We start from the raw sequence: 12284 nt of genomic DNA, 5'->3' as shown, positions 1-12284 counted from the left end.
CCTACCTGATTTCCACAGATCAATGGCCGTTCGCGGCCCCATTATACGGAGACCACAATGTCAACCGGAACGAACCGCATCTTCGACGAATTCGCACGGCTGATGACGGATGCCGCCGGCACCGCGCAGGGGCTGCGCAAGGAAGTGGAAACCGCGTTCCAGGCCCAGGCCGAACGTTTTCTCAACAGCATGGAAGTGGTCAAGCGCGAAGAGTTCGAAGTCGTGCGCGAAATGGCCATCAAGGCGCGTGATGAAAATGACGCTTTGAAGGCACGCATCGACGCTCTTGAAGCCAAGCTCGCCGACAAGGCCTGATTTGCAAGCCTTTGTGGCTGGTCTTGTTCCAGCCACAATTTTCTCTTGATAATGCCACTGACGGACATTCCGTTAGCAATCAGGGGCTTGGCAGCCCCGTTTTGTTATGCATCGCCCGCCTCTTGGTAAACGGTAAGTTAAAAAATCCGCACCCTGTGGACACTGCCGAAAAAGCCAATTGCCTGAGTCAGTTATCGCTCCCGCTCAATCCAAATCCGAGCGCCGTTTGTGAGTCGTCCCCGCAAAATCGAAAGCCGGGGGCTGGAGTTGGGACTCTGTGCCTATACACTGATTTTACAAGATGATTCGAGATGAACACCGGCAAGCTCCGCACATGTTGCAGGGTCTAGCTTAAGTTAGTCGGCGATCATTCCAGATTATGTCTCCGGTTCGTTGTTTTGCGTTTTGGGTGTGTTCGCACGTGAATTCCGCAAGGTTCAACTCCGGTTTAAAAGGTGCCGCATGAACGTGATGGAAATGGAAATTGAACGACAGTCGAACCCGGTCGATATGATCGAGTTCGTCGCTGCCTCCAATGACTGGACTTTCGAACGTTCCGGCGAGGACGAGATCGCCATGACGGTCGCCGGCCACTGGACGGATTACCACGTCTCCTTTTCCTGGATGGAGGATTTCGAGGCGCTGCATCTGGCTTGCGCCTTCGACCTCAAGGTCCCCGAACAGCGGGTCAACGAAATTCTGCGTCTTCTGTCGAATGTAAATGGCCAGACGCTGATGGGTCACTTCGATCTGTGGCGTCAGGAAGATGTGGTGATCTTCCGCCAGTCCCTGCTTCTGGCGGGGGGCGCCGAGCCGACGAACCAGCAGGTCGAAGTTCTCCTGTCGAGCGCGCTTGAGGCCTGTGAGAACTATTATCAGGCCTTCCAGTTCGTCGTGTGGTCGGGCATGGATGCCAAGTCCGCCATGGAATGCGTGCTGTTCGAAACCGTCGGAGAAGCTTGATGACCGCAGCGGTGGCGGGCCCAATTGTTCTTGTGGGAGCCGGCAATATGGGGGGCGCGATGCTTTCCGGCTGGCTCGATAGCGGCAGGGACGGTTCTTCCATCGTTGTGCTCGACCCGTCACCTTCGGACACGATCAAGGCCAAGCTGGCTGAGAAGGGGGCATCCTCTTATCCTTCAGCGCCGGAAGGCATGATTGCCGGTATCCTGTTTCTTGCCGTAAAACCGCAGATGATGGAGACGGTTTTGCCGTCGGTCGCACGGCTTGTCGGGCCGAACACGGTGGTCGTTTCGGTTGCCGCGGGTACGACGCTCTCGTCGCTTTCCAAACATTTCGGCGATGCCGCCATGGTGCGCGCCATGCCTAACACACCGGCCATGATCGGCCGGGGCATTACCGGCGCTTACGGCAATGCAGGTGTAACGGATATACAGCGCCAGCAGGTAAGCGAGCTTCTGGCCGTCAGCGGTCCTGTCGAGTGGGTTTCGAGCGAAGCCGATATAGACGCCGTCACCGCTGTGTCCGGAAGCGGCCCGGCTTATGTTTTCTATCTCGTGGAGTGTATGGCGGAGGCGGGTCGCAAACTCGGTCTTCCGGCGGACCTCGCTATGCGGCTTGCGCGGGAAACCGTGTCGGGGGCTGGTGAGCTGATGCGCCGGTCTCCCGATGACGCGGCGCAATTGCGCAAGAATGTCACGTCGCCCGGCGGCACGACGGCTGCCGCACTTTCCGTGCTGATGGCGCAGGAAGGCATGCAGCCGCTGTTCGATACCGCATTGGCTGCGGCCCGCAACCGCGCGGAAGAATTGGGCAAGGCATGAGCGACGAAATCTCCTATGCCGACTTCGAAAAGGTCGATATCCGCATCGGCACGATCATCGAAGCGGAAGAGTTTCCGGAAGCGCGCAAGCCCGCTTACAAACTGCGCATCGATTTCGGCCCTGAGATCGGCATCAAGCGCTCATCGGCGCAAATCACCGTACACTATACGCCGGAAACGCTGGTCGGCCGTCAGGTGATGGCTGTGGTCAATTTTCCGCCGCGCCAGATCGGTCCCGTGCGTTCGGAAGTCCTGACCCTCGGTTTTGAGGATGAGACCGGCGCCATCGTGCTTGGTGCGCCGGAGCGCAGCGTGCCGAATGGCCGCAGGATCATGTGACCTGCGGCTTCGAACGTTTTTAATGCCTGATTGTCAGGCGTCTTCCGGCTCGGGCTGGTCGAGCGCCGCGCTTATATTGCGCATGACGCGGGAAGCGACCTCGAGCTCCTCATCGGTCAGACCGGAGAGCACATGGTGGCGGACTTCGCGTGTCACCTGCTCGACATTTGCGAGCACCTCCTGTGCGGCGTCGGTCAGTATAATCGTCTTGACGCGGCGATCCTCGGGATGTTCTCGACGTTCGATGAAGCCACTGGCCTGAAGGGCATCGAGAAGCCGCACCACGGAGGAGCTGTCCAGGAAAAGTGCCTCCGCCAGGTCCTTCTGGCGCATGGGGACGCCGGCGCGCGACAATTGCAGCAGCGGGAGCCATGTTGCGTCGGTCAGGCCGAACGGGCGCAGGCGAAGGTCAAGCGCGCGACGCCACTGGCGGCTTGCCTGACCGAGAACATTACCGAAATTGTCGCGTACGTTTGAAGACATGCGGGCCTTATCTCGTTTCTCTATCAACTGTTGCTATTGCACATAATCGACGAACTGTCATCTTGTCTCGCCTGAACTATTTGTCAGTGGAAATTGACCGATCAGGCCGGCACCCTGACAATAGCACGCAGGCCTGCTTTCGGGCTTTCTCCGAGCGTCACATTTCCACCATGAGCGCGGGCCACGTCGCGTGCGATGGCAAGGCCCAGACCGGTGCCGGAAGCATTGAGATTGCGGGCTTCATCGAGCCGGTAAAAGGGCTTGAATACCTCTTCCCGTGCGTTTTCCGGAATGCCGGGGCCATCGTCGTCAAACACCAGCATCAGCCATTTGGCACTATGACGGGCTTCGACATGCAATGAATTGGCGTAGCGCTGGGCGTTGGATGCCAGATTGTCGACAAGCCGCAGAAATGCGTTCGGCCGGACCGACAATTCGTCTTCGCCATCGATCGAATAGGTCATCGTCTTGCCATGCAGGGCAAAGTCGGCGCGGATCTTTTCCATCAGGTCGCTCAGCTTGAGGACGCCGATATCCTCTTCTGCCTCGTTGCGTGCAAAGGCGAGGTAACCTTCCAGCATTGTCTGCATGTCGTCGGCATCGGCGCTCATGCCCTGCAGTTCCGGAATGTCGCCCGCCAGCGCCAGTTGCAGCTTGAAGCGGGTGAGGATCGTGCGCAGGTCGTGGCTGATGCCGCTCAGCATGGTGGTGCGCTGGTCCATCTGCCGCTCGATGCGTTCACGCATCAGAACGAAGGCGAGGCCGGCCCGGCGGATTTCGTCGGCACCGCGTGGCTGGAACGGCTCGTCGCTGCGCTTGCCCTTGCCAAAATTCTCCGCAGCGTCGGCGAGTGCCAGGATAGGGCGGATCTGACCGCGCAGGAACAGCACGGAGATTCCGAGAAGAACGAGCGAGGTACCGAACATCCAGACGAGGAAGATATGGGTGTTCGACGCATAGGTGGAATTGCGGCGGGCAAAAACGCGCAACACGCGGTCATCGATCTTGATGCGAATTTCCACCAATCCACTATCCCCGACCGTATCGATCCAGAACGGCAGGCCGACATTGGTGTTGATCTGGCTGGCCAGCACGTCGTCGAGCAGGGAAAAGAAAGGTTTTGGCCGCGGCGGTGGCAGCTGAGCGTTCGGTTCGATCAGGATGTTGAGATCGAGCTGCTGGTCAGCGATGCGGGTGATCTCGCTGTAATTTCCATCCTGCGGATAGGTGCGAATGATGTCTATGATGGCGGCGATGTCGCGACTGACGGCCTGCGACAGGCGGTCCGTCACCATACGCCAGTGGCGCTCCATGAAAACGGCCGCGACCACCGTCTGCAAAAGCAGCATCGGGATAATGACGATCAGCATGGTGCGTGTGTAGAGGCCTGTCGGCATACGCCGCTTCAACCAGCGGCCGAACAGGCGCCAACCGGGGAGCTGGAACCGGCCGGTCGTGCGCCTGAAGGTCTTGAATATCGCCATGCTGGCCTTCCAGTTGGCACGCTCAGCCGATCTCGGCAGGCTTGCAGATGTCAGTCTATGCTCAGACGGTAGCCGATGCCGCGCACCGTTTGAAGGTAGATCGGGTTTGCCGGATCGTCCTCGATCTTGCGGCGCAGGCGGTTGATTTGAACGTCGATCGTACGCTCGCCGACATCGGCGTCGTCACCAATCAGTTCATGGCGCGGAATGGTGTCGCCGGCGCGAAGGGCAAACAGCAGCATGATTTCCTGCTCGCGGTCCGTCAGGCGAATGGTCTCGGCGGCACGGCGCAATTCCCGGCGAGCGATGGAAAAGGTGAACGGGCCGAACATGATCTGGTCGATCTTCGGTGTATCCGGCGAAGTGTTGCGACGCAGGATGTTGTTGACGCGCAGCACCAGTTCACGCGGATCGAAGGGCTTTGGCAGATAATCGTCCGCACCTGCTTCGAGGCCCGCGATGCGCGATTCCGCTTCCGCGCGAGCGGTGAGGAGAATGATCGGGATGGCGCGTTTTTCGCGCATTGCCTCGGTCAGGGACAAGCCACTTTCACCCGGCATCATCACATCGAGAATGATGAGGTCGAAATTCAGCCCTTCGAGCTTGCGGCGCGCTTCGGCAGCGTCTGCCGCGACCGTTACGCGAAAGCCCTGATCTGTCAGGTATCGGCTGAGAAGATCGCGGATACGCGTGTCGTCATCGACGACCAGAAGGTGGGCGGCATCATCCGAAAGAAGAACCTTGCTCATATCGTTTTACTCGCCTTTTTCCTGCCGGCCACTTTCAGGCTGACGCATGCGCTGCAAAAACTGCAGGACGTCCGCTCGCGCTTGCTTCGACAGCGGTTCCATGGCGCGGGCGATACGTTGCGATTGCGGCTGCGAAAGGGCAAGTGCCAGTTCGCGTCCGGCCAGGGTCGGATAGAGCCGGCGCTCGCGACGATCCTTGGCGCCAGCCATCTGGCGGATATAGCCCTCGTCGATCAATTGCTTGAGAACACGCGCCAGCGATTGTTTGGTAATCTTGAGAATATCGAGAAGATCTCCGACCATCATGCCCGGTTGGCGGCAAACGAAATAGACCACGCGATGATGGGCGCGACCCATCCCCAGAGTGTCGAGGATGGCATCAGGGTCGGAAATGAAATCGCGATAGGCGAAAAAGAACAATTCGATGCATTCGAAGTCGATGTCTGCTTCATCGACAACCGGCATCTGCGGGCGCACTTTCGTCGCCGCTTTCCCCGTCGTTGCGCGTATCACGCGGCCTCCATTGGTCGGGCCTATCGATTGGCATGACTGCCTTGGCCTTTGGTTTCTGGATATCGCCCGTGGTTGTTCTGTCAAGGCTTTAGGTCAATTGCTTGCTTGCATGGCAGGCAAGTCCCGTCACTCTTGTTGATCGCGCATTGTCAATTCGTGAGCCAGATCGCGAATGTTACACGGCGCAACACTTCGTTCCGGAACTTATCGAATGGCCGTCCGTTGCCTGAGCCAGACGATAGGAGTTCTCGATGTCCACCGCCGTGCCCGCCCAGATCGTGTCCACCCCTATGGCCGAAGTTCCGGTCAATTCCCTGCGTCCGGTTCTATTGACCGTATTGTCACTGAAGCTGGCGGTGGCGGCATTTCTACTGCTTTCCGTATCCCTTTCGCCACCGCTTTCCGCCGAAAGCCGGTACCTTGCCGGAGAGCAGCCAATGGTAGCGGCAAACTGATTTTTGGGGCTGACCGATGTCCGCCTTAACAGTTATACCCACCTCATATGATTTGACATGAGGTGGCTGAGATCATGGGAAAACTTCAGGCCGGCATTGTTCCGGTGACACCGTTCCAGCAGAACTGCACCATATTTTTCGACGCCGACAGCAAGGAAGGCGTGGTGGTCGATCCGGGTGGTGACGTTGATATGATCGTCGAGGCCATCAACCAGAACGGTATCACCGTGAAGGAAATCTGGATCACCCACGGTCATCTCGATCATGCCGGAGGTGCAGATGAATTGCGCGAGAGGCTTGGCGCGCCGGTGGTCGGACCGCATATCGATGACAAGCCGCTTCTTGAAAACCTTGAAATGCAGGGGCAGAAATTCGGTGTCGCGATGCCGCTGCGCAATCTCGTGCCGGATCGCTATCTGGCTGAGGGCGACAAGGTGTCGTTCGGCGAACACGAGTTCGAAATATTTCACTGCCCTGGCCACGCCCCGGGTCACGTTATTTTCTTCAATCGCAACGAGAGCTTTGCTCACCTGGGCGATGTGCTGTTCAACGGTTCGGTTGGCCGCACCGATTTGCCTGGCGGAAACCACGAGCAATTGCTGGCGTCGATCCGCGACAAGGTTTTGCCATTGGGAGATGAGGTAGGATTTTTGTGCGGGCATGGTCCGGGCGGCCGGATTGGCGAGGAACGTCGTTCTAACCCATATCTGGAAGGTCTGTGACCAACAGCATGTTTCCCGAAAAGTAGGCAGAGCTCTCGGAACCAAGACGCTCGCAAAACAAAGGGCTTATGTCTGTGCCGTGTCGGCACAGATGAAATTGGCATAAAAAAACCCGGCATCGCTGCCGGGCTTCAACTCGAATAGAAAGGCGATTGGGCTCAGCCTGCAATCTGCAGATTGACGGCCTTCGGGCCCTTGCCGCGACGATCCGGTTCCGTGTCGAAGCTTACTTTCTGGTTTTCAGAAAGACCGGACAGGCCGGAAGCCTGTACGGCAGAGATGTGTACAAAGATATCGGCGCCGCCATTGTCTGGCTTGATGAAGCCGAAGCCCTTGTCGGTATTAAAAAATTTTACAGTGCCAGTTTCGGCCATGCATCAGGTCCTTTTTCCTCTGTCCGTGTTCAGCGGGCGGACAGCATTACGATGTTTACCCCGAAGGGCAGCGGCAGGCAGTTCGAAAATTGAGGAAAGGGGCCCGGTATTACCGCGGCAGGCCGGCAGAAAGATCACCAAAAATCAGTCCCCCAGTCGTCCGCCCGGGGTTGTTTGCGCCCCCGGATCGCATTGATTATTAGGTCTTCCCATGCTCGCAAATTGCCCGAACAAACACAGATTGCTGTGTTTATCGTAAATTGGCAAGAAAAAGTTTTCTAACAGTCGTTGAAATTCCGCGAGGGCGCGAGGCAGCAAAACCCTTTGGTGGCAAGGCTTTGCGGAAGGAATCGGCAACTTGGTCCCGATTTTTCGGCACCAGCGATAAGATTATCTAAAATCCCGCCCGATTTTGGCACAGATTGCCGTAAAACCAGCGCTTTTTTGAGTTCAAAACGTTTTTGGTCGTTGTTTGTTCGCGGTGTCTTTGTGCAATTTTTACGAGCAGGGAATTGGGGCTTCCGTCAGCCGCACTTGACTTAATGGCGGGAGGGGTTTTTGGATTTTATTACTGCCCGGAAGCTTCGGTGCCAGACGCCCGCTGCCAGAAGCGAAAATCCAAATGTCAGCAATGCGAACAACACGCGTTCGTCGGCAAAGCCGAGATGCTGAAGGGCGCCTCCTTCCGATAAGGTGTTGGCGGTTGAGATCATGGGGTCAGCATGCGCCAAGCCCGACATAACGATCGAGGCGCCAATGCCGTAAGTGAGCGTAACGATGCTCAGCGAGATAAGGCTTCTTTTCTCGGCTACGGTTTGGAATGTTCGGCTTGGGGCAGGGGCTTTATTGTCTTCCATCACGTGGTCTTTCTCGCCTTCGTTCGCCGCGTTGCGAACGATGAAACGATCTTCCCGGAAAGCGACCCGATAAAGACTGACCTGCGACTGGACGCGGCTTTAAGGCGGCAAAAACAAGGCGGCGGTAAATGGCATTTCGGCAGGAGGATGCGAGTGACGGCAAAAAGCAGCCAATAGCATGTAGTCGTCGGGATTTCCGCCTTGCCGCAGAAATAAGTCAGGCTGTCAGACAGGCTGGTTTTGTTGGCGAAAGAACCGTTTCCGGCCGGTTTGTGCTTGAATAAGCCTGTCACATTCGACATAGAACCAGACGGCGAAAATTCAGTTTTGACCGCCTACTCAAACCCTCAGGATGAATACATCATGGCCTTTCTTGCCGATGCCCTCTCCCGCGTAAAGCCCTCCGCCACCATCGCCGTTTCGCAGAAAGCGCGCGATCTAAAAGCAAAAGGTCGCGATGTGATCGGTCTCGGCGCCGGCGAGCCGGATTTCGATACGCCGGATAACGTCAAGCAGGCCGCTATCGACGCGATCAATCGTGGCGAGACGAAATATACTCCTGTTTCCGGTATTCCGCAGCTGCGCGAGGCAATTGCCAAGAAGTTCAAGCGCGAGAACGGTCTCGACTACACGGCTGCCCAGACGATCGTCGGCACCGGCGGCAAGCAGATCCTGTTCAACGCCTTCATGGCGACGATGAACCCGGGAGACGAGGTCATCATCCCGGCACCCTACTGGGTTTCCTACCCGGAAATGGTGGCGATTTGCGGTGGTACGCCGGTGACCGTGGCGACCAAACAGGAAAACAGCTTCAAGCTCACGGCCGACGAACTGGAAGCCGCGATTACGCCGAAGACAAAATGGTTCCTGTTCAACTCGCCGTCCAACCCGACGGGTGCAGCCTATACGCATGACGAGTTGAAGGCGCTGACCGACGTTCTGCTCAAGCATCCGCATGTATGGGTGCTGACCGACGACATGTACGAGCACCTGACTTTTGGCGATTTCAAGTTCGCAACGCCGGTTGAGGTCGAGCCAAAACTGTATGACCGCACGCTGACCATGAACGGTGTTTCCAAGGCCTATGCCATGACCGGCTGGCGTATCGGCTACGCTGCAGGCCCGCTCGAACTGATCAAGGCGATGGACATGATCCAGGGCCAGCAGACTTCGGGTGCCTCCTCGATCGCCCAGTGGGCCGCTGTCGAAGCCCTCAACGGCCCGCAGGATTTCGTTGCCAAGAACAAGGCGATTTTCGAAGGTCGTCGCGATCTGGTTGTCTCCATGCTCAACCAGGCTTCCGGCATCGTGTGCCCGAAGCCGGAAGGTGCGTTCTACGTCTACCCGTCCTGCGCCGGCCTGATCGGTAAGACCGCGCCTTCGGGCAAGGTCATCGAAACCGACGAGGATTTTGTCACCGAGCTTCTGGAAACCGAAGGTGTGGCCGTTGTTCACGGCTCGGCCTTCGGCCTCGGCCCGAACTTCCGCATTTCCTATGCGACCTCGGAGGACTTGCTGGAAGAAGCCTGCAATCGCATCCAGCGCTTCTGCGCCGCTTGCCGCTAAGCGTTTCAAAATAGCGATCGAAACGAAGAAAGCCCGCCGGAAATGGCGGGCTTTCTGGTTTTATGGAGTTGATCCGGCTTAGAATTTCCGGCTGAGCGAAATCTTGAAGTTACGCCCCGGCATGGCGGCGATGCCATCGCCGAGATAAGGTTCGTAGTTCTTGTCGAAGATATTTTCGACGGCAGCGTGAAGCTCGGTATCCTTCATGATGCCGTCCTTGGGCGTCCAGTCGAGGAAGACTGTGTGGACGGCGTATCCGGGACTTTCGGGACGTGCATAGGTCGAACCCAAATATTGCCGGATAGGCGTCTTTTCCTGGGATTTCACGAAAGTGCCACTCCAGCCGAATGACAGGTCCTGATCAGGCATTTTCATCCCGAGCGTCAGGTTGGTCGTGGTTGGTGCCAGGTCGTTGACATAGGTTCTCGGGCCGCGAATGTCATTGATGGCGCCATGCCGGGTACCTGTCATTATTGACAAGCCCAGATCGGCAAACATCCAGTCGTTGTCATAATGGGCCTGCACCTCCACACCCGAGGTGTAATAGGACGGCATGTTCCAGTACCAGTCTACACCCTCGGCACCCATGCCAGAGAGGTTTCGGCCGCCGAAACGCCGGCCCACCGGATTGGTGACGTGGTTGTTGAAGACTGCGATACGGGTGGACAACGCATCTCCCGATGTCATCACGTCATCGAAATTGAAATCGACTCCAAGATTGATGGTGTTGTTGCGTTCGATTTGGAGCTCACGGCTGGTCGCTGGCGCTGTGGACGTGCCTTGGGTCGAATAGAGTTCGTCGATATTGGGCGCGCGCATGGCGTAAGCCCAATCTGCGAAGAACCGGACATTCGATGTCGCCGTCCACGCCAGGCTCACGGCCGGTGTGAAGCCCTTGTGATCGACCGCCGAATAATCATGGCCGAGTGCGGGATTGTTGTAACGGGGCGCTGCGTTTGGTACTCCTTCGGAGCGGACCCAATCGAAGCGCAGGCCTGGTGTCAGCGACAGGCTATCAGTCAGGCTGATCGTGTCCCTGATAAAGGCCGATGCGGTATTCTGCGTGCCTTCAGGCATGAAATATGGCGCGTAGTAGCCGTAATTGTAGTCAGGCCTGGTGCTGTTGGCGATGTCGAACATCGATATGTCACGCTTGTGGGCGTTGAATTGCAGGCCGTAATTGAGGCTGTGCTGCATGCCACCGAGCGTGAAATCCGACGTGTTTTCGAGTTCCAGATGGATGTCGGAATAAGCCGCGTCGTTTTCCAGTCCGCCAACGGAAGCGGACGGCTTTTGATCCCCCGGCCGGGTGGCGTGCTGGCTGGTCTTGGAATAGCTCGCCATGAAATGAGGGTTCCAGAGCTCGCTGTCACCGTCAAATTTGTAGTCGAAAGTGGCGGTCAGATCCTTGAGTTCGCGCCATGCCAGCCGGCGTCGAACGGCTTCATGATAGCCGTAATTGCGGATGTCGCTGGCAATGGGATCGATCTGGCCTCGAATGGCTGCAACCGGTCCCCAGTTGTTGCTCTCTCCGTAGAGGATCGAGGTCTTGAATTCATGGCCGTCAAACTCGGCACCGAATTTGCCCATGCCGGAGGTCAGTTTTTCATCAGAGTACAGATAATGCTCTCCGCCACCGATCCGCATGTCGTCCCCCTTGCGCCAGGTCAGGGAGAGAAGGCCATCATAGGTGACCGGCGTTCCGAAATCGGAGCGGCCGTAGAGTGCACCTGTTTCGAGAAACTGCTTGTTTGCCGTCTGGTAGGCGGTCTTGCCGTACGCGCCCCAGCTCTCACCGGGCCTCAACATGTCGGCTGCATCCTTGCTTTCCATGCGGATTGTGCCGCCGAAGCCGCCATTGCCGTATCGCACCGATGTAGCGCCTTTGTCGATTTCGACGCGCTTCAGCAGTTCCGGTTCGACGAAGACGGTTCCCTGATCGTATTTCTCGAAATTCTTCGGAGCACCATCGAGCAGGATGCGGGTATCCGACTGGCGTGAAAATCCGCGTATCGAGATTGTCTGGCCCTGAAGGCGCACACCGCCGCCCATGGAAACACCGGGCGTGCGGGCAACCAGTTCGGGCAGGCTCGCGGCTTGAGCGCGGGAAATCGCCTGCTTGTCTATAACCGACGTACTTGGTGTGCCGCCGCCATATCGATTATTTGTATTGACTGAAATCTCACCAAGATTGGTTGCGTCGGCATCCGTGGCCGCTGCGGCGTCCGTTATGCCGGGCTTGGAAAGGGTGACCGTCTTGCCGTTAACGCGATAACGGATGCCGGTGCCGGAGAGCAGTTGCGACAGCGCTGCATCGACAGCCAGATTACCGGAGACGCCCGCCGTGCTCAGGCCTCGGGTAATCGCGGCATCATAAACGATCTGCAATCTTGCCTGCGTGGCCAGAGCGTTGAGCGCGCTCGAAAGATTGCCGCCCGGCACATTGATTGTGATTGCTGTCGGCTGCTGCGCGGTTGCGGCGTCCACCGTCGCAAAAAACGCGGCGCCGGTCAGAAGCATGGCGGCGAAGTGATGCAGCCGTCGTTTGCTGTTGTCTGGCATCGAATGTCTGTTGGTCGAAACTGTCATGGTCCCCGGACCCGTCCTCTCAAATGTTCGTCTGCCGGGTTGACGGATGAACATC

At 57.5% G+C, this 12284-nt stretch carries 14 protein-coding genes; 7 read left to right on the top strand and 7 right to left on the bottom strand.

Features of this window, described 5'->3' with window-relative positions:
- Nucleotides 1–57 precede the first annotated feature (57 nt).
- From GAO09_RS26920 to GAO09_RS26905, 4 genes are all read left to right on the top strand, one after another.
- Complete coding sequence (locus GAO09_RS26920) at nt 58–315, top strand: accessory factor UbiK family protein (protein ID WP_112734252.1); 258 nt, start codon at nt 58–60, stop codon at nt 313–315.
- A 462-nt stretch (nt 316–777) separates the two neighbouring features.
- Entirely contained in the window at nt 778–1278 is a 501-nt protein-coding gene (locus tag GAO09_RS26915) for a type III secretion system chaperone family protein (protein ID WP_153359646.1), read from the top strand.
- Nucleotides 1278–2099, top strand: a complete 822-nt coding sequence (gene proC / locus GAO09_RS26910; RefSeq protein WP_153359644.1) for a pyrroline-5-carboxylate reductase — start codon at nt 1278–1280, stop codon at nt 2097–2099. Before GAO09_RS26915 ends, proC begins: the two co-directional genes overlap by 1 nt.
- Nucleotides 2096–2437, top strand: coding sequence for a tRNA-binding protein (locus tag GAO09_RS26905; protein ID WP_153359642.1), 342 nt, complete (start codon nt 2096–2098; stop codon nt 2435–2437). Before proC ends, GAO09_RS26905 begins: the two co-directional genes overlap by 4 nt.
- 33 nt (nt 2438–2470) lie before the next feature.
- Here GAO09_RS26905 and GAO09_RS26900 read toward each other — a convergent pair whose 3' ends face one another.
- The 4 genes from GAO09_RS26900 to GAO09_RS26885 all read right to left on the bottom strand — a co-directional run bounded on the left by GAO09_RS26900 (nt 2471) and on the right by GAO09_RS26885 (nt 5618).
- Nucleotides 2471–2920, bottom strand: coding sequence for a MarR family winged helix-turn-helix transcriptional regulator (locus GAO09_RS26900; RefSeq protein ID WP_153359639.1), 450 nt, complete (start codon nt 2918–2920; stop codon nt 2471–2473).
- Nucleotides 2921–3021: 101 nt separating this feature from the next.
- On the bottom strand, nt 3022–4404 hold the full coding sequence (locus tag GAO09_RS26895) for an ATP-binding protein (RefSeq protein ID WP_153359637.1): 1383 nt from the start codon (nt 4402–4404) through the stop codon (nt 3022–3024).
- Between the two features lie 50 nt (nt 4405–4454).
- On the bottom strand, nt 4455–5153 hold the full coding sequence (locus GAO09_RS26890) for a response regulator (protein ID WP_153359635.1): 699 nt from the start codon (nt 5151–5153) through the stop codon (nt 4455–4457).
- 6 nt (nt 5154–5159) lie between these two features.
- Complete coding sequence (locus tag GAO09_RS26885) at nt 5160–5618, bottom strand: MarR family winged helix-turn-helix transcriptional regulator (protein WP_153360542.1); 459 nt, start codon at nt 5616–5618, stop codon at nt 5160–5162.
- Nucleotides 5619–5917: 299 nt separating this feature from the next.
- Between GAO09_RS26885 and GAO09_RS26880 the strand changes: the two genes are divergently transcribed.
- Together GAO09_RS26880 and GAO09_RS26875 are read left to right on the top strand one after the other, a co-directional pair.
- Entirely contained in the window at nt 5918–6121 is a 204-nt protein-coding gene (locus GAO09_RS26880; protein WP_153359633.1) for a hypothetical protein, read from the top strand.
- 74 nt (nt 6122–6195) lie between these two features.
- Nucleotides 6196–6843, top strand: a complete 648-nt coding sequence (locus GAO09_RS26875) for an MBL fold metallo-hydrolase (protein ID WP_153359631.1) — start codon at nt 6196–6198, stop codon at nt 6841–6843.
- 158 nt (nt 6844–7001) lie between these two features.
- On the opposite strand, the gene GAO09_RS26870 is transcribed toward GAO09_RS26875, so the two are convergent.
- On the bottom strand, nt 7002–7217 hold the full coding sequence (locus GAO09_RS26870) for a cold-shock protein (protein WP_003494703.1): 216 nt from the start codon (nt 7215–7217) through the stop codon (nt 7002–7004).
- Between the two features lie 539 nt (nt 7218–7756).
- The gene (locus GAO09_RS26865; protein WP_153359628.1) at nt 7757–8074 is read right to left on the bottom strand and encodes a hypothetical protein; all 318 of its coding nucleotides are present in this window, start codon (nt 8072–8074) and stop codon (nt 7757–7759) included.
- A 363-nt stretch (nt 8075–8437) separates the two neighbouring features.
- On the opposite strand from GAO09_RS26865, the gene GAO09_RS26860 reads away from it, so the two are divergent.
- Nucleotides 8438–9640 carry a pyridoxal phosphate-dependent aminotransferase gene (locus tag GAO09_RS26860; RefSeq protein ID WP_153359626.1) on the top strand — a complete coding sequence of 401 codons (1203 nt, stop codon included), beginning with the start codon at nt 8438–8440 and terminating at the stop codon, nt 9638–9640.
- Between the two features lie 78 nt (nt 9641–9718).
- On the opposite strand, the gene GAO09_RS26855 is transcribed toward GAO09_RS26860, so the two are convergent.
- On the bottom strand, nt 9719–12202 hold the full coding sequence (locus GAO09_RS26855) for a TonB-dependent receptor (protein ID WP_153360540.1): 2484 nt from the start codon (nt 12200–12202) through the stop codon (nt 9719–9721).
- Nucleotides 12203–12284 lie beyond the last annotated feature (82 nt).

Source organism: Endobacterium cereale, assembly GCF_009617585.1.
In the GTDB taxonomy this organism is placed as follows: domain Bacteria; phylum Pseudomonadota; class Alphaproteobacteria; order Rhizobiales; family Rhizobiaceae; genus Neorhizobium; species Neorhizobium cereale.
The sequence above is the reverse complement of the archived record's forward strand: the minus strand, read 5'-3'. Positions and strand labels throughout refer to the sequence as shown.